This is a genomic window from Pseudomonas sp. SCB32, from assembly GCF_009189165.1.
In the GTDB taxonomy this organism is placed as follows: domain Bacteria; phylum Pseudomonadota; class Gammaproteobacteria; order Pseudomonadales; family Pseudomonadaceae; genus Pseudomonas.
The window spans coordinates 546,819-568,267 of the sequence record NZ_CP045118.1 but is presented as its reverse complement, the minus strand read 5'-3'; the positions used below and the strand labels follow the sequence as shown (position 1 = coordinate 568,267).

Sequence of the window (21,449 nt, the reverse complement as noted above, 5' to 3'; positions counted from 1 at the left end):
CCACCCCATGACTCCGAAAACCGTTTACCAAACCGACAGCCTGGGCATCTACGTGGGCACCGCTGTGGCTGATCCGTCGCCGCTAGAGGCTGGCGTCTGGCTGATTCCCGCCGGTTGCGTCGAGACCCCACCGCCGAAAATCCCCGAGTACCGTGCCGCGCTGTGGAAGGGCAATAGCTGGCAGCTGATCGATAGCTACCAGGGCCTCACCGCCTACAACACAAAGACCGGCGAGCCGATGAAGATCGAGCGTCTGGGCGCCCTACCGACCGGCTACACCCTGGAGGTGCCGGGACCACATCAGGTCTGGAAGGACGGCCACTGGGTCGACGACATCCCCGCCGTGGTCGAACGGCGCTACGGCGAACAGGTGGCCACCGTCGATACGGCTTGCTCGTCGGCCATCGTTGCCGGCTTCTGGTCCAGCGCCCTGGGCGAACCCCATCAGTACAGCACCCAGCTGGACGACCAGGTAAACCTCACCGGCATGATTCTGCGCGGGGTCGACTGCACCTACGCATGCCGCGATGTTGACGGCATAAAGGCCTTTCACCCGCACACTGCCGCCCAGCTGCGCACGGTGGGTGACGAATTCGCAGTGTTCAAGCTGAAATGCCTGCAGCAGGCCCTGGTGCTCAAGGAGCGCTTGGCCGAGGCCCGAGCTGCGGCAGATCTCGCCGCCATCGAGCGGGTGACCTGGGAGGCCTTGCCGGCATGACCTGGGCACCTGTCACGATGCGCTGGCCGGAGCAGTCCACACAGTGGCTGAACTCCCTAGACGCGGCCAAGGATCTGGCCACCGCCGAGCAGGGCAGCACCGGCACGCGCCTGGAAGCCTTGAAGGATCTGGCCACCACCAGCCCCGGCCCAGTCGGCGCTGCTGCCGGGCCTGCCGTCGCGGCGGGCCGTGCCGCGCTGAACAATTCGCTGGGCGAGGCTCCCGCCTGCCTGGTGGTGACACCGTTCCAGAGCGGCATCGGCAGTGGCACCGGCCAGCAGCGCTACCTTTCTGCCCCCAACCTGGTGCAACGCCTGGCGGACAAGCTGCGCGACAACACCGACGCGGGCCTGCCGCAGGGCGAGCAGTTCGCCCTGGTACTGCTGTTCCTGGGCACCCGTTACGACCAGTTCGCAGCGACGCTCGGTAACTTCAACGCCCTGCTGCCGCTTTCCGATCTGCAGCGAGCCGAGCGCCGCGCCCAGCAGCTCGCCGAGCTGGAGTCCGAAAAGTGGGAACTGCCGGCGGCAGGCAGCGTGCTGCGCTGGGCTCCGCTGCCCCTGGAGCGCTGCACCATCACCAAGGCATCGAAACAGGCCTTGTCCTCGCAACTGGCCGCCCTGGAGAGCTACGCCGACACATCGCCCCTGGCCGACCTGGCTGCACTCGCTCAACGCAAACAGAGCTTGGCGCAGCAGCGCGAGCAGAAGCTGACCGATCTGCGCGCTCTGCTTGCGGGTGGTACCGAGGACATCACCATGCGCGCCCGCCTGCTCGGCCCAGGCGATGCCGGCGAGCTGCGCCGCCAGTTGCTACAGATCCCCGCCCCGGGCCACGAATGGGCACTGTCCGCAGGCGTCATGTTGGTGGGTTCCCTGAATGGGCTGTCGTTCGTGCGCGAGCTGGTGGGCCTATGACTCTGCTCCTGGACGGCCAGCAAGTACGGGGGAAGTCGCTGAAGGTGGCGGCCAGTCTGCGGATCGAAAGTAAGGATCTGTCGGGGCAGACCAGCAACAGCGAGTCAGCGCACACGGGCTTCAAGGCCAAGACACTGACCATCACCTGCCTGATTCGCTTCGCCGACGCGGACGATCTCCGCAACCTGATGAGCCTGGCCGAGGCCACCGGGTCGGGCGGCCAGCTCAAGACGTATCGGGTGGTCAATGACACCGCCGCATCCTTCGGCGTGCGCCAGGTGCAATTCTCGGATGGGGTAAGCGCCCGCGAGGACGACCAGCTGTCCGCCTGGCGCATACAGTTCACGCTCACGGAAAAGCTGTCGAACCCCGAGCGCGTGGAGAAGCGCCGCAATGCCTCGGCCGTCACCCAGCTGAGCGGACCAGGACAAGCAGTCGGTGGCGCTGCTGGAGGGACTGGCGCGGGCGCGCAATCTCAGGAACTGACTGGCTTCGAAGCGACCTTGAAGCGCCTGGACACCTGGCTGGGGGACAGCGCGTGAAGCTGAACAAAGTGCTGAGCATCGACGGCAAAGCCTACCCGCTGGTCAAGGACGAGATCCGCCTGGAGCTGCGCAGCCCAGGCCGCGCCGCCTTCACCATCCAGGCCAGCGAGCCAGTGAAAGGCCTGGTGACGCTCGATGTCGGCTACAACGACAAGCCCCTGCAGAGGCACTTCCTCGGCTACGTCGAGCGCTGCACCGCCGCCAACGCAGTGGAACAGGTGCTGTTCTGCCGCGAACTGTCCGCCGTGCTGGCGGCGCCGCTGCCTCTCAACCTGCGTCACGTCGACTTGCGCACTGTCCTCGCTGCAATCAGCGATGCCACCGGCCTGCGTTTCCGCGTGCCGGATCAGCCCTACGCCAGAGCCAAGGCCCCGTTCTTCTACAGCCTTGCTGCCGGGTATCAGGCCATGGACAGCCTGTCCCGGGTTTTCGGGATTCCCGACTGCATCTGGCAGCAGCAGGGCGACGGCGAGGTGTTCGTGGGCAACTGGGCAGACAGTTTTTTCGGCACCCGCCCACCGCTGCAGCTCCCGGTCGAGCTGTTCGACGACTACCAGGGCAATCGCGGGGCGCGCATCGCTGCGCTGCCTGGCCTGCGTCCTGGTGCAACGATCAACCAGGGCGAGCGCGTCACCAGTGTGACCCTCGCCGACAACCAGATGGCCATCCGATGGAAGACGTGATCCGCCGCGCCGTAGAGCGGCAATTTCCGGAGATCGCAGGGGGATACCACCTGCCCCGCTTTGCCCGCGTCGTGGGCGTCGCCGATGCCCCGGCCGACGGCGCGCTGTGCGATGACTTCCGCCCGCGCCTGGCGGTCGACATCGAGGTGCTGGCCGAGAACGGCGAGCCAGATCCGGCCCTGCCGATCCTGGCCGGCGTGCCGCTGCCGGTACCGGTCGGCGGCAACGAGATGGGCTTTTTCGCCTTCCCCGAAGAGGGCACCACCGTGGTGGTCAGCTTTGCCTACGGTCTCCCCCACAAGCCCTACATTCAGCAGATCCTCCCGCACGGTTTGAGCCTGCCGCGCATCCCGAAAGGGGACCAGATCTGGCAGCACAGCGAGGCCGCCCAGCAGCGCGTGGATGCGTCCGGCAACTGGCTGCGCCAGACGGATGGGGCAATCCGCGATCAGGCCATGGAGCGCACGGTAGAGGCCCTGGCGAACGCCGAGCACTACCAATCTCACACCATAGAGGTGGATGACCACGCCACCGAGACGGTGGGCGGCACCAAGAAAGTCGAGGCATTGGGCGCGATGAAGCTGCTTTCCGGCGGCTCGCTCAGCCTGGCCGCCATGGACGACCTGCACCAGGCCACCGGGCGCGACCTGAACCTGGTGGTGGGGCAGACGCACAACGCCAACGTGGGCGGCGACATGCGCGAGCAGATCCAGGGGGTGCGCCGCAGCGTGGCCAGCACCACCTGGCTGGGCTCCGAGGGCGTCAACGCGCTGCAGATCCTCTGCAGCCTGATCGACCTGGTGGAGCAGCTGGCCACCCAACTGGCCAGCCATGCCCACGTTCCCGGCCCGGCGCCGACCCCGAGCGACGCCGCGCAGTTCAGCGCCAAAGCCGCGCAAGCCGCACTGCTCGGTGGCCAGCTCAAGCCGATCACCGCTTAATCCCCAAGGAAACCGCATGGAACTGAAAACCTATTTCGCCCAGGACGCCGCCGGCAACACCCTGGGCAATGCCACCTGCTACCTGTACGAACGCGGTACCGAGATCCTGGCCAGCGGCCTGCGTAAGGCCAACGGCGTCACCCTGGCAAACCCCTTCACCACCGATGCCACCGGTTTGATCCAGTTCGCCGCCGCCAATGGGCTGTATGACCTGCGCGTAACCAGCGCCGCCCGCGACTACCGAATTGCCGTGCAGTGCAACGACGTCACCGACACCATCAGTTCGGTGGAAGCCGCCGCGAGCCGGGCCGAGTCGGCGCGCGATGTGGCGCAGCTGTCGGCGGGGCTGAAAGCCAGCATCGCCGAGGGGCTTGAGTCGACGGGCGACGGCCATTACTTCAGCGTCCCGGCCGGCGGCGCGAACGACTACCTGGTGCTGTACCAGAACAAGGGCGGCCAAGCGGTGGAGAAAGGCCGATACCCCAGCGCGACCGCCGTCCAGGATGTCCTGGGCATGATCCGGGCCGCTTCGCTCAATCAGCCGTATCTATCGGTTGTCGATGAAGCCGGACATGTGCGCTTCGAGGCCGACAACGCCGGGGGCTTCGGCACCCGCGAGGCGTACCTGGGGCCGGAAGGCCTGGTCACTGAGGCCCTGGAGGCTGGCGAGTCCAGCCGCGACGGCTTCCACGTCACCGACGACGACGGCTATGTGCTGTTCGAGGTCGGCGCCGACGGCACGCTGATGGCCCTGTCCACCGAAACCCAGGAATCCCGGAGCGCTACTTTCCGCTCGAACCGCTTCGAGCTGGACAACGCCGTGCTGCAGGACGCCCAGGGCAGTCACGTGCAGTTCGTCGATGAATGGGGCTTTGTCGGGATGCAGCTGAACCCCGACGGCGGGCTGGAGGCCACTGGCGCCGCCAGCGAGCAGGCAAGCGAGGCGGCCACCCTGCAGCTGGCGGCCCGTGACGCCGAGAACCTGGCCGCATCCGCAGCGATTCGCGGCACCTTCAACACCGAGGTGCAGCGGCCGGTCTGCACCTACAACCACTTCCTAATGTACGGCCAGAGCCTGTCGACTGGCTTCGAGGGCTGGCCCGCGCTGTCCAAGACGGCCCAGGGCGGCAACCTCATGTTCGGCGGCAGTCCACGCCCGAGCGAAACCGCCACCGCCCAGTTCCTGCCACTCGGCGGCGCCGCGCTGAACCCCCTGGTCGCCGTCACCCAGGCGGCGAATGGCGGCTCAATCCTCAATGACGCCGCCGTCGCAGCGCTTGCACCTGGTGCCGCCAACGAAGGCGAAAGCGCCGAGGTCGGTGCGATGAACTTCGCTCGCAAACAGTTCCTGCAGTATCACGGCCTGGGCGCAGACCCGTCACGGAAGTTCGTCGTGTCGAACTGCGGAGTGGCCGGCAGAAGCGTCGAGCAGCTGAGCAAAGGGGCCAGCCCCGAGCTGTTCAAACGCCTCCTGCAGGCCGCCCAGGGCGTCAAACAGATCGCCACCACCGAGGGTGTCACCTACTGCGTCCCGGCCATTCTGTGGATGCAAGGCGAAAACAATTACGGCGGCGCCGGCGGCTCCGACGCCACCAAGGACGGCTACAAGGCGAAGCTGAAGGCCCAGGCCGCGATCTGGAAAGCCGATATCGCCCAGGGCGTCGCCGGCCAGTCCAATCCGCCGGCCGTCGTCACCTACCAGACCGGCGCGTCGTACACCGTGGACACCAACGATCTGGCCATCGGCATGGCCCAGTGGGAGCTGGCCAAAGAGGAACGCAACTGGTTCCTGGCTACGCCGATCTATCCCTACACCGACAAGGGTGGCCACCTCGATGCCAACGGTTACCGCTGGGTCGGCATGCAGCTGGGCAAGGTGCTGCACCGGGTGGTCACCCTGGGCCAGCAGTGGAAACCGTTGTCGCCGCGCCGTGCCACCGTCAGCGGGCGCGAGATCCTGGTGGACTTCCATGTGCCCTGCCCGCCTTTGGTCTTCGACACACCCTACGTGCAACTGACCGCCACCAGCTACGCCGAGAAGGGTTTCCGCATCCTGGACGACTCGGGCGTGGTTCCGGTCTCGGCAGTCGAGCTCGCCGCGTCAACCATCGTCCGCATTCGCCTCGGGCGGGACACCTCCGGCGCCGTGCGCGTCCAGTACGGCACCAAAGCGGCCACCGACGGCAACGGCAACCTGCGCGACAGCGACGACACCGTGGCTTCTGAAAACTACGTGTACACCGCCGGCAGCGGTCAGTACGCAGGGGCGAACATTCCCGCCCTGATCGACAAACCCTATCCGCTTCACAACTGGTGCATCGCGTTCAGCATCACCGCCGACCTGATCTAAGGAGCAACACCATGGGCATTCGTATCGTTGTAAAGGGCGCCGACTTCTCCGAGCGCGCCGTGAGTTACATCCCCGCCGTGGAGGACGGGCTGGAGTACCTGAACTTCTTCGGCGGCTCGGCAGACAACCTGCGCCGCAACCTGGCGAAAGGGAAGCCAGACGCACTGCTGGTCGGTGCTCCCGTGGTCAAGGCGCACAGTGCCGTATTCACCAACTTGGTGAACTACCTGAAAACCGCAGTCGACCACACGCCCTCGATGTCGATCGTCCTGGTCCTCAAAACGCCAGCCACCGAGGATGACGCCATGTACGTCTCTAACTTCGGGTCGCAGCGCAAAGGAGCCCCAGCCGGCACGACTACCCTTGGGACAACGACCTGGTTCCGGGGGCTGGGCCCCGTCGACGGCAAAGGGAAACTTGGCCAGATTGTTAGCTACGTGGAGGGAGCAACGAACCCCGCCGTGGAGCCTTTGGAAATCGATGTTCCTACCAACACAATCAGGATGATGGCATCGTCCTTCCACACCCCCACTCGCCAGGCGAAGTTTGTCGACAAGACGGCCGGCTACAGTGACTCGCGGACCCTTCCGGTAGACAGGACTTTCGACCTTGGTCAAACCTTCAATATCGGCTCCACCGTTGGTCCATATGCTCCATCTACTACGGCGGAGATCTACTTCGCCGCGCTCTACAGCCGCCAACTGAGTGACGCAGAACTGGACGCGGTTTATCAGTCGCTCAAGGCCTACTACACCCACCGGGGAATCGTCATCTAATCCACGGCCTGTACGGACAAAGCCCGCTTACCAGCGGGCTTTTTTTCGTCTGCAGATAGGCAACCAAGCAGGACCAGGACAACCCCGTGCCGCTCGCCACAAAATCCGCTGCCGCGAGAAAACTGGAGGCCAAAACGGACTTATCCCCCTCCCGCCGACGGGCCTTGCGTGATTTTTTTGTGCAATCCCGGAGGGTGGTGCAACCAGGGCGCCGGGCCAGCAGGCACGCGGGGCGCCGGGGCTGGGCAGGGTTTTCACGGTGTGAAAGGAATTGAAGGGGGGTGAAAGCCGGTACAGTTCGGAGTGTCCACACAGCGTCCACACCCGTGAGGGAAATTGACGCTCATTGCTGGGCATGGTCACGGAAAACCCTGGAATAGACGGGTTTTCTCAGATGACACTGGAATCTATCTCGGGCTCATAATCCTTTGGTCCACGGTTCAAGTCCGTGTGGGCCCACCACCCTTTCAGCAAAAGCCGCGCGAATGCGCGGCTTTTGTGTTTCTGGCGCAGTGAGCCGATTGATTGCGCTATTCGGCTCACTAAATGAGCCAAATAGGCATCTCAGCAACTTGCGAATTGCCCTACGCCGCAACGGCGTTGCTGTCCTACAAGGCCTCTGCGTAGCGTTTCGGCTGTCGCGGCACCTGCTGCGGCCAGGAGTGGAATCCTGAAAGCGAGAACGACACGTAAGCCATATGCAGAGAGCGATTGCCAAGTAGCATTCACTGTCTGGCGGTCTATGGCGGACCGTGTGAGGTGGGCTATTGCCCTACCGGTTCGTTCTCGCATCCGGCATTCCACCCTTGCACGGTCCGCCTCCCTCTTCGGTTGTTCGGGCGGCGGCTTCCTGGATGTACATGGAGAGACAGCATGAAGACTTCCGATTCACTCCCGGCCGACGAAGGCCTGATTCCTACCGTTTTCCACCGTTACAACCGCCGGCTGCGCGGGCTGCTGATCGAGCGGCAGGCGTGGTTCGTCCTGCGCGACCTGACGAAGTTGACCAACAGCCACCTGGGCAAGCGCTTCACGCAGAAGCTGGACCCGGATCAGGTGCGCCTCGAACAGATCGCAGGGGCGGCCGAGAAGGAATACCTGGTCAGCGAGAGCGGCCTGTACGCGCTGCTGATGGTGCATTTCTATCACCCGGAGAACCGCAGCCTGCGGCAGTGGCTGAGCAACGAGGTGGTGCCAGCGCTGCGCGACGCGCAGCAGCACAATCCGCATCTGCCGCAACGGCGCATGGAGCGGGTGGAAGGGCATCTGATGAGCGTGATGGATTGGCAGGGCAAGCTCTGGGTGCGTTGGAGCGATGCCGTGCGGTTGATGGAGGAGGATCTGCGCACCCTGCGTTGATTCTTCGGGGCGTTGGGAATCGCGGACAAGGTCCGCTCCTACGCTGTCTTCTGGGCTCCCGCGTGCGCGGGAGTGACAGGACTTGACCACTCGCTGCGCCGTCATCCCCGCGAACGCGGGGACCCAGAAGGCAGTTGCTATTACGGGCGAGTCTGGCGTAGCGCCACCGCCCCTCTCGCCCACAATGCGAGCCACATCACACCAACCCCCAACGGGACGCGCTCAGGCATGACAGGGATCAATGCTCAATACCCATACAGGGATACATTGATGTCCTTTTGCCACCAATGAGCTTTGTCATGACTCTCCACCGGTTCCCGGTGCAGCTGCTGGTCGCTTCCCAGGACCCGGCGCAGGCCCGTCAGGTGCGTGCCCTGCTGGCTGCCTACAGTCTCCCCTGTGCGGTGCTCGAAGGCCCCCAGGATTGCGTGCAGGCGCCGCTGTGCCGCTGGTTCAAGGATGCGCCCCTGAGCGAGACGGCGCAGTTGCATGCATTGCTGGCCGACGCCATCGGCGTGCTGGAACGCAGCCGCCATGCCTTCCGCTCTCGTGAGCTGGGGGAATTGCGGCGGCGGCTCAGTATTGCGCTGGAAGAGTTGTCGGCGCCGCGGGCACTGGTGTAAAACTCTCCGACCCGCGTTCCGCCGCTGCGGAAGCTGGCTTTGCCGGGCAGGACTTGTGGGCCTGCAAGACAAAGCGCCGTGTTTGTCGCCGTTCATTCGGCTGACGAACCGGCGCTTTTTTCATGCCCGAACAAAAACCAGCCACCCGCAAGGAGCCAAGCATGGGCCTGGGACCGAAGCTCGATAGCGTGCTCGAGCGCATCGGCCTGTCGATGACGGAAATCGATCAGCGCCTGGAGTATCTGAACTGGGGCGAGGACGATGCCCGTCAGTTGAACGGACGCGCCAGCGAACTCGATCTGTGCCACCGGCAGTTCATCGAGCGACTCTACGACCACCTGCGCCATTACCCGCACCTGGCGGCGATCCTCGCCGACCCCGCCACGCTGGAGCGGCTCAAGCGCAGCCAGTTCGAGTACTACCGCCAACTCTGGGACGCCCCGCAGAGCGCCGATTATGTGCGTGATCGCCTGCGCATCGGGCTGGTGCACCAGCATGTGGGCGTGGAGCTGAAGTGGTACCTGGGCGCCTACCGCTTGTACCTGGAGCACATGCTCGACGAGCTGCTCGGCGATGCGCCGGAAGCCCCGGCCTTCAGCAGCCTGCTCAAGCGGGTGTTCTTCGACATGTCGCTGGCCATCGACACCTACGGCGCGGCGCAGCGCCAGGCGCTGGAAGACAGCGAGGCGCGCTTCGCCCGAGCCCTGCGTGGGGCGAACGATGGCATCTGGGACTGGGACCTGGGCAACGATCGCCTCTACGTCTCCGAACGCTGGTCGCGCATGCTCGGCCTCTCCCGCGACAATCTGGGCGAGAGCAGTACCAGCTGGTTCACCCGCGTGCACCCGGACGACCTGCCCGGCCTGCGCCAGGCCATCGATGCGCACCTGCGCGGCAGCAGCCCGCTGCTCAATCACGAGTACCGCATCCGCCAGCGCGACGGCGGCTACCTCTGGGTGCAGGCGCGCGGGGTGATCACCGACGGGCGCATGGCCGGCTCGCAGACCGACATCAGCCAGCGCAAGGCCAGCGAGCACCAGCTCAACCACGCAGCGCGGCACGACCCACTGACCGGCCTGGCCAACCGCCTGCGCCTGGACGAGCTGCTGCAGCAGGCACTGATGCGCCAGCGCCGCCCCGGTGCGCGCGAGTCCGCCCTGCTGTTCATCGACCTGGATCGCTTCAAGCTGATCAACGACAGCCTCGGCCACGCGGTGGGCGACCGGGTGCTGGTGGAAGTCGCCCAACGTCTGCTGCGTTGCCTGCGCCTGGGCGATCACCTGGCGCGCTTCGGCGGCGACGAGTTCGTGGTGCTGCTCGATGACCTGGCCAGCCTCAACGATGCCGAACAGGTCGCCCAGCGCATGCTCGATTACCTGCACCTGCCGCTGCATGTGGATGGCCGGACACTGGTGGTCAGCGCCAGCATCGGCATCACCGGCCTGATCACCGAAGGCCAGGCCATCGACACGCTGCAGGCCGCGGACCTGGCGCTGTACCGCGCCAAGGAGGCCGGCAAGGCGCAATACGCGCGCTTCAGCCAGGAGCTGCAGGCGGAGGCGCAACGCCGTCTCGATCTGGAGAGCGCGCTGGCCCAGGCGCTGCGCAACGATGAGTTCAGCCTGAATTACCAGCCCATCGTGCGCCTGGAGGGCAACCAGGCACGCTGGGTGGCGGTGGAGGTACTGCTGCGCTGGAGTCGCAACGGCGAGTCGGTGTCGCCGCTGCAGTTCATCCCGGCGCTGGAGGAGTCCGGGGAGATCGTCCGAGTCGGTGACTGGGTGCTGCGTCAGGCCTGTCGGCAGACGGCGCTCTGGCAACGCGAGGGGCGCAAGGATTTGTACTGCTCGGTAAACCTGTCGAGCCGCCAATTGCAGCAGCCGGGTTTCGCCGCACGGGTCCGGCAGATTCTCGCGGAAAGCGGCCTGTCGCCGTGCAGCCTGGTGCTGGAGATCACCGAAAGCCTGCTGATGCAGGACGGTGCGGAGACCCTCGCCTGCCTGCGCGAGCTGGCCGCCCAGGGCGTGCGCCTGGCGCTGGATGATTTCGGTACCGGTTATTCCTCGCTGGGTTATCTCAAGCGCTATCCGCTGCACATCCTGAAGGTGGACCGCAGCTTCATCACCCGCGCGCCGGACGATCCGGAACTGAGCGCCATCTGCCGGGCGATCATCGGCCTCGGCCATAGCCTTGGGCTGGAGGTGGTGGCCGAGGGCGTCGAGCGCCAGGAACACCTGGACTTCCTCCACCAGGAGAACTGCCGCTACGCCCAGGGCTTCCTGTTCAGCCGGCCGCAGCCGCCGGAAAAGCTGTTCGATAACAACCCGGAGCAGCCGCGATGAAGCTGAACCTGCCGGTCACCGGACGCCAGGTCGAGGTCCCGGAAAGCGCCAACATTCTCTCCACCACCGACCTGAAAGGCGCGGTCAGCCACGTCAATCCGGACTTCATCGCCATCAGCGGCTTCACCGCCGAGGAGCTGCTGGGATTCAACCACAATCGCGTGCGTCACCCGGACATGCCGCCGGCCGCCTTCGCTCACCTGTGGCGGACGCTGCAGGTCGGGCGCAGCTGGATGGGGCTGGTGAAGAACCGCTGCAAGAATGGCGATCACTACTGGGTCAGCGCCTTCGTCACGCCGATCCGTCGCGACGGCCGGGTGGTGGAGTACCAGTCGGTGCGCACCCGCCCCAGCACCGAGCAGGTCGAGGCGGCCGAGCGCTTGTATGCGCGGCTGCGGGAAGGCGCGAGATTGTCCCGGCCGCGCCTGCCTGTGAGGGTCCAGCTGCTGATCGGGCTGGCCCTGGCTCAGGGCGGTGGAGCCTTGCTTGCGCTCGTCGCTCCGGCTCTGCTGCTGCCGGGTTTCCTTCTCTCGCTGGGGCTCGCCAGCGGCTGGTTATGGCTACGCCTTCGTCCGCTCGATGCCTTGTTCAGGCGCGCCCGGACGATTGCCGACAACCCGCTGAGCCAACGCCTGTACTCGGGCCGTGACGATGAGTTCGGCGAACTGGATTTCGCCCTGCGCATGCTGGAGGCGGAGACCGCCGCGGTGGTCGGGCGCATGGCCGATGCCTCGCAGCAGCTGGCCGAGCACGCCACGGCGCTGGCCGATGCCATGGCCGGCGGCAGCGCGGCCACGCAGTTGCAGCAACGCGAGACCGAGCAGGTGGCCAACGCCATGCACGAACTCGCGCAGAGCGTGCAAGAGGTGGCGCGCCACGCGCAGCACAGTGCCGTGGCCGCGCAGTGCAGCGACCGCATCACCCAGTCCGGGCATGACGACGTGCGCAGCACCCGTGGCCAGCTCGCCGAGCTGGAAGCCGGCGTGCGTCAGGCCTGCGCCGCCGTCGAGGAGCAGCAGACGCACAGCGAGGCGATCTCGCGGATGCTGGATGTGATCCGCGATGTGGCCGGGCAGACCAACCTGCTAGCGCTCAACGCCGCCATCGAGGCGGCGCGGGCCGGCGAGAGCGGACGCGGCTTCGCGGTGGTCGCCGACGAGGTACGCGCCCTCGCCTCGCGGACCGAGGAATCCGCGCGGGACATCCAGGGGCTGGTCGGCAACCTGCAGCGCGGCGCCGAGGATTCGGTACGCGCACTGTGGCTCTGCTGCGAGCAGGCGCTGGCCAGCCTCGATCAGGCCGGCCAGGCTACCGGCACGCTGGAACGGATCAGCGAACAGGTGTCGTCGATCCAGCGCATGAGCCTGGAGATCGCCACCGCCATCGAGCAGCAGGGCGCGGCCAGCGAGGAAGTGCAGCGTAGCCTGCAGGCGATCCGCGGGTCCGCCGACAGCAATGCGGCCAACGCCGGCACCTGCCAGCGCAGTGCGGCGCGCATGGCGGAGCTGGCGGCGGAGCTGCGATTGCTGGCGGAGCATTTCTGGGAGGGGAGCCGCAGCGCCTAGCGCATGGCGGGGGGACGGCTGACCGGCGGATAGCCGCAGCGCAGGCTTTCGTAGGATGGGTATAGCAACGCGAAACCCATCGACCCGGTGCGACGACAGCATGGGTTTCGCTGCGCTCTACCCATCCTACGGGCTACAGGGTGGGTTCAGGTATTTTGTGGGGAGCGTGGGGGCGCCCAGTCCTTGCTCGCGAACCAACTCCGCTGCGAGGCCAGGTTCGCGAGCAAGCTCGCTGGCCCACCCGCGGAGAAGGATATCCATGAGCCGTTATCCGCCGATTGACCTTGGTCCCAGCGCACTCGGAGCCCACCCCGGGCACCAGCGGCTAAGCGCGGTGTATCGGCGTACAACCGCGAACGGTTGTACGCCCTACGGAGTTCACCGGTCTCAGAGGAACCAGCGGTACTCCCGCGCGCTGACTTCGTTCATGAAGTCCAGATGGTCGTGGCGCTTGTTCTCGCAGTAGACGAAGACGAACTCGCTGCCCAGGCCGTCCTTAACCACCGGATGGTCTTCCATGGCGGCGACGGCACCGAGCATGTCACGGGGGAAGTCGATGCCGCTGGAGCGGTCTTCGTTGAGTGGTGCGATGGGTTCGAGCTTGGCTTCCAGCCCGTGCTCCATGCCGGTGAGGATGGCCGCCAGCACCAGATACGGGTTGGCGTCGGCGCCGGCCAGGCGGTGCTCGATGCGCAGGTTCTTGCCGTCGGACTCGGGAATGCGGATGCACGCATCGCGGTCCTCGAAGCCCCAGCTGGCCTTGCTCGCCGCATTCACGCGGGAGCCGTAGCGGCGGTAGGCGTTGTGGTTGGCGGCGAAGATCGGCATGCAGTGCGGCAGCAGCTCCAGGCAGCCGGCCACGGCGTGGCGCAGGGCCTGCTGGTCGTTGCTCTCGAGCAGGTTGTTGCCATCACGGTCATACAGGCTGACGTGGACGTGCATGCCGCTGCCCGGCGCGTGCAGGTAGGGCTTGCTCATAAAGCTGGCGCGGAAGCCGTGCTTGAGCGCCACGCCACGGGTGGCGCGGGCGAACAGTGCGGCCTGGTCGGCGGCGTGCAGGCCATCTTCGCAGTGGGCGAAGTTGATCTCGAACTGGCCCGGGCCGATCTCGGCGGTGATCACGTTGGCATCCACGCCCTGCTCGCGGGAGGCTTCGACGATCTCATGGAGCACGTCGGAGAAGCGCGACAGGCGCTCGATGTGCATGTTCGGCTGGTCATCCTCGTCGTCGCACAGCGGGTCGCGCGGGTATTGCGGCAGGCCGGCGTCGAGCTTCTTGTCGAACAGGTAGAACTCCAGTTCGAAGGCCACCACCGGACGGATGCCCTTGGACTCCAGGCGCTGCATGACGCGGGCGAGCACTTCGCGCGGTTCGAACTCGATGGGCGCGTGGGTGCCGTCGGAGCTGATCAGCATCTGCCCCAGCGGCTGGTTCTCCCAGCGCACCGGCTTGAGCGAGCCGGGGATCAGGCGGCGCGGCGCGTCCGGGTCGCCGTCGTTGAAGCAGTAGTCGCCGATCGGGTGCAGACCACCCTGCACGCCCAGCAGCACGCAGTTCTGCGGCAGTTTCAGCGGGCTGCCGGCGGCGACTTTTTCCAGCATGTCGACGGGGTAGCGCTTGCCGTAGAAGTGGCCGGGGATGTCCAGGCAGATCAGGTCGACGTAGCGGACGTCAGGGTATTGCTGACGGAAAGCGCGGACTTCACTGAGCAGATCGGGATAGGTCGAGCGGTTCATTGTGCTTGGGGCCTGTTTAGCGGGCGCAGCCGGATCGTTTTCCTAAACCAACCCTTTCGGGCTGGCTTGGGAAATCAGGTGAAGATCCAGAGCACCCGAGTGGGTTTGTCGGTGAGGTTGCCGTAGCGGAACTGGCTGTGCGGCGGCAACTGGAAACTGTCGTTGGTCTGCAGGGTGACGGTGTCGCCCTCGTACCATATGGTCAGCTCGCCTTCGAGGACGAAGCCGCCCTGCTCGGAGCTGTCGTTCAGGTGCCCCTCGCCGCTGGTGGCGCCAGGGGCGAGGATGCTGTCGAGCATGGAGAAGCCGCCGGACATGTTCGGCGACGCGAGGATGTCGGTTACGCCACCGGCGTAGTACAGGGTGCGGCGGTCGGCCGGGCGGGTGACCCAGTCGAGCTCGCGACGGGTGTCGCCGGCGTAGAAATAGGTGGTCGGCACGCCCAGCGCTTCGCTGATGGCGGTGAGGTCGGCCACGGTTGGCTGCGACAGGCCGCGCTCGACCTGGGAGAGGAACCCCACCGAGCGGCCGATCTGTTCGGCCAGCGCGCCCAGGGTGAGGTTCTTGTGCTTGCGCAGGTCGCGGATCAGCGTGGCAAGGTGTTCGTTGGTGACCGTCTGGGTCATGGCGAAATCCGATTCAGAAAAAGTCGCGCAATCGATACCAAGCTTTACCGGCGGCTTCCAGTGGTGCAGCGAATCGCTGACCGCCGGGGAACCCGGGATTGCGGATGCGTTGATAGAGATCAAGCTCGTCGCTGCGACCCAGCATCGCCTCGCTTACCGCGCGGGCGGCGGCCAGGCTCGGCAGTACGCCGTGGCCGGAATAGCCCTGCAGCCAGTACAGCTCGCCGCGCCGGCCGATGTCCGGGGTGCGACGCATGGTGCAGTCGATGTGGCCGCCCCAGGCATATTCCAGCTCCACGCCCTTGAGCTGCGGGAACACCCGCTCGACATAAGGGCGCGTTGCCGCGCGGATGTCGCTGGGCATGCCGCCCAGGTAGGTGCAACCGCCGCCGAACAGCAGGCGGTGGTCGGGGGTCAGGCGGAAGTAGTCGAGGACGAACTGGTTGTCGGTGACGCAGCAGTTCTTCGGCAGCAGCGAGCGGGCCAGTTCCTCGCCCAGCGGCACTGTGGCGACCTGGTAGGTGCCCACCGGCAGCATGCGTTCGGAAACGTCGCGGTCGAGCCCGTCGATATAGGCGTTACAGGCCAGCACCAGGGAGGCGCAGCGCACGCTGCCATGCTCCGTCGTCACTTCGTAGCCGCTGCCGCTCTCGCGGAAGCTCATTGCGCGGGTCTGCTCGAAGATGCGGCCACCGGCGCGTTCGAAGGCACCGGCCAGGCCGTAGGCCAGCTTCAGCGGGTTCAGGTGCGCGGAATTGGGGTCGTAGAGGCCGGCCTGGTAGCGATCGCTGGCGATCCACTCCGGCAGCTCCTCGCGGGGTACGAAGCGCAGGCCTTCATAGCCCCAGCGACGATTGGCCTCGGCCTGCCAGTCGTAGAGCATGCCGACGCGGCGCGGCAGCACGGCGGTCCACAGGTGGCCGATGCGGTAGTCGCAATCGAAGCCGTGGCGTTGCGGCAGGTCGCGCAGTTCGTGGGCGGCCCAGAGCATGCCTTGCCAGAGACGCAGCGCGCCTTCATGGCCGAGGTCGGCCTCGATCGGGCCCAGGTCGCTGGACCAGCCCGGCAGGGCCTGGCCGCCATTGCGCCCGGACGCGGCCCAGGCGATGCGGCTGGCTTCGATCATGCAGACCTGGCGTCCGCCCTCGGCGAGTTGCAGGGCCGTATGCAGGCCGCTGAAACCGGCACCGATCACCAGCACGTCACACTCCAGCGGCTCGCGCAGCGCCTCGCGCGGCTGGATCAGCTCGGGGTTGGCGCCGGCATAGTAAGTGCCGACCGGCTCGGTCGAACGCAGGAACATGGCCACCTCGTGAAATTGTTTTGTTTATTTTTCATGAAAAATAACAGAACAAATTTCACAAGGCTAGCCCTTCGCTTCCCGTAGCGACGGGAAGCGGTGTCAGAGGGTCAGGACGCCAGCACCGCCGTGCTGGATTCCTCGTCGCGCTTTTGCCGCACACTGACCGCGATCACCAGTACCACCAGGATGCCGGCCAGGATGGCGGAAGAGCCGATGGTGCCGAAGTCCAGGCCACCCTTCTCGTGGGATTTGGTCAGCACGTCGCCCAGGGTTGCGCCGAACGGGCGGGTCAGGACGAAGGCGATCCAGAACAGCAGCACCGAGGACAGCTTGGTGAAGTAGTGCAGCAGCACCACGACCGCGATCAGGCTACCGACCAGCAGCGCGCCGCCGGCAAAGCCCAGGCCCGAGTCGTCGGCGAGGAAGTCGCCCAGCGCGGTGCCCAGGGTGTTGGAGAAGAGGATCGCGATCCAGTAGAACATCTCGCCCTTGAAGCTGCGGATGTTGTCCACCGACAGCGAGGTGCCGCTGAAGCGCCACAGGGCGAAGATCGCCACCAGGATGCTGATCAGGATCGCCGAGCCAGTCGCATAGCCCAGGCCCAGGGTACGGTCCATGAAGTCCGACATGGTGGTGCCGGCGGTGCTGGTGGAAAGGATCACCAGCCAGTACAGCCAGGGCACGTAGCGCTTGCTGGCGAGCTGGCCGACCAGGGTGACGAGGAAGAGGCTGATGAGGATCAGCGAGCTGACGGCGTAGCCGACGTTCAGTGTCATCGACAGCAGGTCGCCGGCGGTTTCCCCCAGGGTGGTGGCGCAGATCTTCATCACCCAGAAAGCCAGGGTGATCTGTGGCAGTTTGTTCACGAACAGGACTCCGGAAATAAGCGGGATAGACGCGTTCCCTTCCGTCGGGTGCGTCACGGCACCTGGAGTTCTTGTGGGCTCCCCCATGACCCCATGGTGCGCGGCGGCGAAGACTGCCGTCGGCGCAGTGAAGAAAGGGTCAAGCTGGAATGAAAAATCCATTCGGCGCAGGCTTCTCCTGGCGCCCGGCAAGTGACAGATGGCTGTCTATTGCTATGGTTTCAGGGGGGCGATGCGCCCGAGGAACGCTGTGCTGCGCGCGATAGCCGGCCCATGGGGAAATGGATGAATCAGATGATCAAACCGCAACCGTACTGCAAGAACTGCCGGCTGGCGCCGCCGACTCTGAGCGACGACAAGATCGAGGAACTGGAGGCGATCATCAAGCCGGGCCGCCTGCTGCACAAGGGTGACTTCGTGTTCCGCCAGGGCGACCCGTTCCACAACGTCTATCTGGTCCGCTCCGGCTCGATCAAGACCTTCACCACCAACGAGCAGGGCCTGGAGAAGATCACCGGGTTCTATTTCGCCACCGAGATCTTCGGCTTTTCCGGCATGGGCGAAGGCAGCTACCCGGTGTCGGCGCAGGCGCTGGAAAGCACGCTGTGCAGCGAGATTCCGTTCAATCAGCTGGAAGAGCTATCGAACCAGATCCCCGGCCTGTCGCACCAGATCATGCTGATGATGAGCCGCAAGATCCGCGAAGATCAGCAGATGAAGCTGCTGCTTTCGCGGCTGAATTCGGACTCGCGAATCGCCGCCTTCCTGCTCAATATCTCCGCGCACTTCCGCGATCGCGGCTTCTCGGCCACGCGCTTCCGCCTGAGCATGTCGCGCAACGAGATCGGCGATTACCTGGGGCTGGCGGTGGAAACCGTTTCGCGCAGCTTCACCCGTCTGCAAAAGCATGGATTGGTGCGGGTGGATGGGCGGGAGACGGAGATCGTCGATTTCACCGAACTGTGTGCGCTGGCCGGGGGTGAGGTCGAGCTTTGAGATTCAGCCGCTCCGAGCGTCACCCGTAGGAGCGGGCCATGCCCGCGAACCGGCCGGCAGGCCGGCACCCGTTCCGCGCCGGCCTGATGGACCTGGCGCGGGGCTGGTCGCGGGCATGGCCCGCTCTTACAAGGAATCACTTCCGAACGATCAGGTCCCGATCACGCCCCCATCATCCTTGGTAATCACCAGCGTCGTTGAGCGCGGAATGCTCTTGCCATCGCTGGCAGGGAAACTGATGCCCGGGTGCTGGATATTCACCCACAGCGTCTTGCCATCCGGGGTCTGGGTGATGCCGGTCAGCTCGCAGCCGCGCGGGCCGACCAGGAAGCGGCGCACTTCGCGGCTGTGTGGGTCGGCGCAGAGCAGCTGATTGCAACCCATGGCGTGCATGGGTTTCTCCGCATCGTCGTAATCGGTCTCGATCCACAGGCGCCCGGCGGTGTCGAAGTACAGGCCGTCTGGCGAGGAGAAGATGTCGCCGTTGATGGTGCCGACCAGGTTCTCCGGCGCGCCGGACACCTTCTGCTCGCCCGCCAGCAGGAAGATCTCCCACTGGAAGGTCGTCGCGGTCGGATCAGCGCCGATCTCGTTCCAGCGCAGGATCTGCCCGTGCAGATTTTCCTTGCGCGGGTTGGCGGCGTCCACCGGCTGCTTCTTGCCGCGAGCATCGTTGTTGGTGAGGCTGACATAGACCTCGCGGGTGGTCTGCTGTACGGCGACCCACTCGGGGCGATCCATCGGTGTTGCGCCCAGCAGGTCGGCGGCGGCGCGGGCGTTGACCAGGACCTCGGCCTGGCTGGCGAAACCGTTCTCGGCGGTGAGGCCGTTCTGCCCGTGCACCAGCGGCAGCCACCGACCGCTGCCATCGGCGTTGAAGCGGGCGACGTAGAGCGTGCCCTCATCGAGCAGGTCGCGGTTCGCGGCGCGGTTGGCCGGGTCATACTTGCCGGCCGGGACGAACTTGTAGATGTACTCGCCCTTGGTGTCGTCGCCGTAGTAGAAGGCCATGCGGTTGTCGGCGCCCAGCGACAGGGTCGAGCACTCGCGGCAGAAACGGCCCACCGCAGTGCGCTTCTTCGGCGTCGACTTGGGGTCGAACGGATCGATCTCCACCACCCAGCCGAAGCGGTTCGGCTCGTTGACGTGGCCGCCGTGGGGCTGATCGGCCTTGGGCGTAGCGTCGAAGCGCGCGTCCACTGCCTCCCAGGCGTAGTAGTTGCTGAACTGACCGTTGGACAGGCCGTAGCGCTTGTGTGAAACGCGCTTGGCGTAGTCGTCCTTGTCGCGGTTGACGAAGTACTGGTGCCAGTTCTCCTCGCAGGCGAGGTAGGTGCCCCAGGGCGTGACGCCCATGGAGCAGTTGTTCAGCGTGCCCAGCACCTGCTTGGCATCCGGATCGCTGGCGGTGCGCAGCAGGTCATGGCCGGCCAACGGGCCGGATAGGTCCAACGGCGAGCTGCCGGTAATGCGGCGGTTGTAGCGAGAGCCCTCGACGCGCTGCCACTGGCCGCTGGCGTCCTTCTTCACCTCGATCACGCTCAGGCCGTGGGCCGCGATTTCCTTGCGCACTTCGGCTTCCGGACGGCCACGGGTGCCGTCGGGGCGATCCTCGAAGGTCTGGCCCTTGGTGTGCAGCGTCGGGTTGATGTACTCGTGGTTGATCACCAGCAGGCCATGGCTGTCCGGCGCATCCGGGAAGGGGAAGTAGTGCATGCCGTCATGGTTGTCGCCGGCCTGCAGCTCCTGGGCTTTCCAGTCTTCGCTGGCGTCGCCCTTCCAGGCCGGTGAGCCGGCCACCACCGGGTCGCCCCAGGAGAAGAACGGCCGGGCGGTATATCCCTCGGCGACGATCACGCGGTCGAACTTCGGGTCCTGTTGCACCGGCACGCCTTTGAAGCCCAGTAGCGCGGAAAGCGCCGGAGCATCGGCGGCGAACAGCGAGCGGCCGGGGAACAGGCCGCCGCCGAGGAAGCCGACGGCGCCCAGCACCAGGCTGCTCTTCAACAGGCGGCGACGGGCCGGGTCGATCAACTCGCTCATCGGCACATTGCCGGAGGGGTTGATCACCTGGTCATCGAAGGCAGCCAGTCGATCGTGGAAGTCCTGGAATCGTTCGCTCATGGAGGGGTTCCTTCCGCACGGCCGTCGGCAGGACGGCTCGGGTTGTCAGACAAAGATATGCGCGGAAGGTTAGGAACGGGGTGTTACGTCGGGATGACAGGACCGCCGGCCCCGCAGAGGGGCCGGCGACGGGAATAAAAGCCGCCCCACAGGACCAAGACGACGTCCGGGGGCGGGCGCGAGGGCATTTGCGAAACAGTGCGGCTCAGCTATTCAGCTGTGCAGGCCGCCCTGCTCCGAACATTCGGGGCCCGCCAGGCGGGCCGTCCAGTCTTCCAGCACGCCACTGGCGAGGCGTTGCGCGGCGGTCTTGCGCCAGCGCAGGGAAAGCGCGTCGCACGCCATCATCAGGCGCAGCCCGGTACGTTCCAGCGGATGGCCGAAGTACCAGTCCAGCAGGCTCGCCACGGAGAGCTGCGGGTAGTGCCGCTGCACCAGTTCCAGCGGCGCATCGGCGGCGACCATGCCGGAACGGCGCACCCGGTAGAACCAGCCACAGCGACCCTGCGCCTGCACCTCGAAAGGCAGCTCGGGCAGGTTCCAGCGACGCGCCAGACGGTAGCTGGGCGAGCGCGGCTGGCTCACCTCGATCAGCGCCTCCCCCCAGCGGAACAGGTCGCCAATGCACACCTCGTGTTCATTGAGGCCGAAGGTCGACAGGTTCTCGCCGAAGGCCGCCTGTCGCCAACGCGTCTGCGGGTGCTGCTTGCGCCAGTGGCGGTAGTGCTCGGCCGGGTAGTGGTGCAGTGCGCGGTCCAGGCCGCCGTCGCGGCGCAGGTCGGCCCTGGCGTCACCCGGCAATCCTTCGGCGCCGAGCCAGACTTCCTGATGCGTTTCCAGCTTGTCGATGTCGCTGAGCAGACCTCCCCAGCTTTCTTCGACTTTGCCTATGAAAACGCCCTGGATGACGATGCTTTCCACCTTTGTCTACCCATCTGAGACAGCGGACAAGCGCTAGAGTAGTGGCCTGGATAGCCG

At 65.8% G+C, this 21,449-nt stretch carries 18 protein-coding genes; 12 read left to right on the top strand and 6 right to left on the bottom strand.

Annotated features, from left to right (window positions below; translation table 11 throughout):
* Positions 1-7: 7 nt before the first annotated feature.
* From GA645_RS02640 to GA645_RS02590, 11 genes are all read left to right on the top strand, one after another.
* The gene (locus tag GA645_RS02640) at positions 8-718 is read left to right on the top strand and encodes a phage tail protein (RefSeq protein ID WP_152219718.1); all 711 of its coding nucleotides are present in this window, start codon (positions 8-10) and stop codon (positions 716-718) included.
* Positions 715-1,635 (top strand): hypothetical protein, encoded by a 921-nt coding sequence (locus GA645_RS02635; RefSeq protein ID WP_152219715.1) that lies wholly within the window; start codon positions 715-717, stop codon positions 1,633-1,635. Before GA645_RS02640 ends, GA645_RS02635 begins: the two co-directional genes overlap by 4 nt.
* On the top strand, positions 1,632-2,177 hold the full coding sequence (locus GA645_RS02630; protein WP_152219713.1) for a DNA-binding protein: 546 nt from the start codon (positions 1,632-1,634) through the stop codon (positions 2,175-2,177). The genes GA645_RS02635 and GA645_RS02630 overlap by 4 nt, the downstream gene beginning before the upstream one ends.
* On the top strand, positions 2,174-2,863 hold the full coding sequence (locus GA645_RS02625) for a hypothetical protein (protein ID WP_152219711.1): 690 nt from the start codon (positions 2,174-2,176) through the stop codon (positions 2,861-2,863). Before GA645_RS02630 ends, GA645_RS02625 begins: the two co-directional genes overlap by 4 nt.
* A complete protein-coding gene (locus tag GA645_RS02620; protein ID WP_152219709.1) occupies positions 2,851-3,804 on the top strand; it encodes a hypothetical protein in 954 nt (317 codons plus the stop codon). The genes GA645_RS02625 and GA645_RS02620 overlap by 13 nt, the downstream gene beginning before the upstream one ends.
* Before the next feature lie 16 nt (positions 3,805-3,820).
* Positions 3,821-6,154, top strand: a complete 2,334-nt coding sequence (locus GA645_RS02615; protein ID WP_152219708.1) for a hypothetical protein — start codon at positions 3,821-3,823, stop codon at positions 6,152-6,154.
* An 11-nt stretch (positions 6,155-6,165) separates the two neighbouring features.
* A complete protein-coding gene (locus GA645_RS02610; protein WP_152219706.1) occupies positions 6,166-6,930 on the top strand; it encodes a hypothetical protein in 765 nt (254 codons plus the stop codon).
* Between the two features lie 873 nt (positions 6,931-7,803).
* Positions 7,804-8,289 (top strand): Bro-N domain-containing protein, encoded by a 486-nt coding sequence (locus tag GA645_RS02605; protein WP_152219705.1) that lies wholly within the window; start codon positions 7,804-7,806, stop codon positions 8,287-8,289.
* A 299-nt stretch (positions 8,290-8,588) separates the two neighbouring features.
* Positions 8,589-8,912 carry a hypothetical protein gene (locus GA645_RS02600; protein WP_152219703.1) on the top strand — a complete coding sequence of 108 codons (324 nt, stop codon included), beginning with the start codon at positions 8,589-8,591 and terminating at the stop codon, positions 8,910-8,912.
* Between the two features lie 161 nt (positions 8,913-9,073).
* Positions 9,074-11,254 carry a bifunctional diguanylate cyclase/phosphodiesterase gene (locus GA645_RS02595; protein WP_152219701.1) on the top strand — a complete coding sequence of 727 codons (2,181 nt, stop codon included), beginning with the start codon at positions 9,074-9,076 and terminating at the stop codon, positions 11,252-11,254.
* On the top strand, positions 11,251-12,819 hold the full coding sequence (locus GA645_RS02590; RefSeq protein ID WP_152219699.1) for a PAS domain-containing methyl-accepting chemotaxis protein: 1,569 nt from the start codon (positions 11,251-11,253) through the stop codon (positions 12,817-12,819). Before GA645_RS02595 ends, GA645_RS02590 begins: the two co-directional genes overlap by 4 nt.
* A gap of 387 nt (positions 12,820-13,206) precedes the next feature.
* Here the strand turns inward: GA645_RS02590 and GA645_RS02585 are convergent, their stop codons facing one another.
* The 4 genes from GA645_RS02585 to GA645_RS02570 all read right to left on the bottom strand — a co-directional run bounded on the left by GA645_RS02585 (position 13,207) and on the right by GA645_RS02570 (position 17,351).
* Positions 13,207-14,556, bottom strand: a complete 1,350-nt coding sequence (locus tag GA645_RS02585; RefSeq protein ID WP_152219697.1) for a glutamine synthetase family protein — start codon at positions 14,554-14,556, stop codon at positions 13,207-13,209.
* 74 nt (positions 14,557-14,630) lie between these two features.
* Positions 14,631-15,182: a helix-turn-helix domain-containing protein gene (locus GA645_RS02580; protein ID WP_152219695.1), complete on the bottom strand. Its 552-nt coding sequence runs from the start codon at positions 15,180-15,182 to the stop codon at positions 14,631-14,633.
* 13 nt (positions 15,183-15,195) lie between these two features.
* Positions 15,196-16,485: an FAD-binding oxidoreductase gene (locus GA645_RS02575; RefSeq protein WP_152219693.1), complete on the bottom strand. Its 1,290-nt coding sequence runs from the start codon at positions 16,483-16,485 to the stop codon at positions 15,196-15,198.
* A gap of 107 nt (positions 16,486-16,592) precedes the next feature.
* Positions 16,593-17,351, bottom strand: coding sequence for a hypothetical protein (locus tag GA645_RS02570; protein WP_152219691.1), 759 nt, complete (start codon positions 17,349-17,351; stop codon positions 16,593-16,595).
* Between the two features lie 294 nt (positions 17,352-17,645).
* Here GA645_RS02570 and fnr point away from each other — a divergent pair, with 294 nt between their 5' ends.
* Positions 17,646-18,347 (top strand): fumarate/nitrate reduction transcriptional regulator Fnr, encoded by a 702-nt coding sequence (fnr, locus tag GA645_RS02565; protein WP_152219689.1) that lies wholly within the window; start codon positions 17,646-17,648, stop codon positions 18,345-18,347.
* 150 nt (positions 18,348-18,497) lie between these two features.
* Here fnr and GA645_RS02560 read toward each other — a convergent pair whose 3' ends face one another.
* Entirely contained in the window at positions 18,498-20,471 is a 1,974-nt protein-coding gene (locus tag GA645_RS02560; protein ID WP_152219687.1) for a PhoX family phosphatase, read from the bottom strand.
* A gap of 213 nt (positions 20,472-20,684) precedes the next feature.
* Entirely contained in the window at positions 20,685-21,392 is a 708-nt protein-coding gene (locus GA645_RS02555) for an MOSC domain-containing protein (protein WP_152219685.1), read from the bottom strand.
* Between the last annotated feature and the right edge of the window lie 57 nt (positions 21,393-21,449).

Bases quoted from the DNA above. Each gene is read 5' to 3' on its own strand.
- GA645_RS02595 (WP_152219701.1), top strand. From the start codon at position 9,074: ATGGGCCTGGGACCGAAGCTCGATAGCGTGCTCGAGCGCATCGGCCTG.
- GA645_RS02580 (WP_152219695.1), bottom strand. From the start codon at position 15,182: ATGACCCAGACGGTCACCAACGAACACCTTGCCACGCTGATCCGCGAC.
- GA645_RS02560 (WP_152219687.1), bottom strand. From the start codon at position 20,471: ATGAGCGAACGATTCCAGGACTTCCACGATCGACTGGCTGCCTTCGAT.
- GA645_RS02605 (WP_152219705.1), top strand. From the start codon at position 7,804: ATGAAGACTTCCGATTCACTCCCGGCCGACGAAGGCCTGATTCCTACC.
- fnr (WP_152219689.1), top strand. From the start codon at position 17,646: ATGATCAAACCGCAACCGTACTGCAAGAACTGCCGGCTGGCGCCGCCG.
- GA645_RS02600 (WP_152219703.1), top strand. From the start codon at position 8,589: ATGACTCTCCACCGGTTCCCGGTGCAGCTGCTGGTCGCTTCCCAGGAC.
- GA645_RS02575 (WP_152219693.1), bottom strand. From the start codon at position 16,485: ATGTTCCTGCGTTCGACCGAGCCGGTCGGCACTTACTATGCCGGCGCC.
- GA645_RS02590 (WP_152219699.1), top strand. From the start codon at position 11,251: ATGAAGCTGAACCTGCCGGTCACCGGACGCCAGGTCGAGGTCCCGGAA.
- GA645_RS02585 (WP_152219697.1), bottom strand. From the start codon at position 14,556: ATGAACCGCTCGACCTATCCCGATCTGCTCAGTGAAGTCCGCGCTTTC.
- GA645_RS02640 (WP_152219718.1), top strand. From the start codon at position 8: ATGACTCCGAAAACCGTTTACCAAACCGACAGCCTGGGCATCTACGTG.
- GA645_RS02630 (WP_152219713.1), top strand. From the start codon at position 1,632: ATGACTCTGCTCCTGGACGGCCAGCAAGTACGGGGGAAGTCGCTGAAG.
- GA645_RS02615 (WP_152219708.1), top strand. From the start codon at position 3,821: ATGGAACTGAAAACCTATTTCGCCCAGGACGCCGCCGGCAACACCCTG.
- GA645_RS02610 (WP_152219706.1), top strand. From the start codon at position 6,166: ATGGGCATTCGTATCGTTGTAAAGGGCGCCGACTTCTCCGAGCGCGCC.
- GA645_RS02620 (WP_152219709.1), top strand. From the start codon at position 2,851: ATGGAAGACGTGATCCGCCGCGCCGTAGAGCGGCAATTTCCGGAGATC.
- GA645_RS02635 (WP_152219715.1), top strand. From the start codon at position 715: ATGACCTGGGCACCTGTCACGATGCGCTGGCCGGAGCAGTCCACACAG.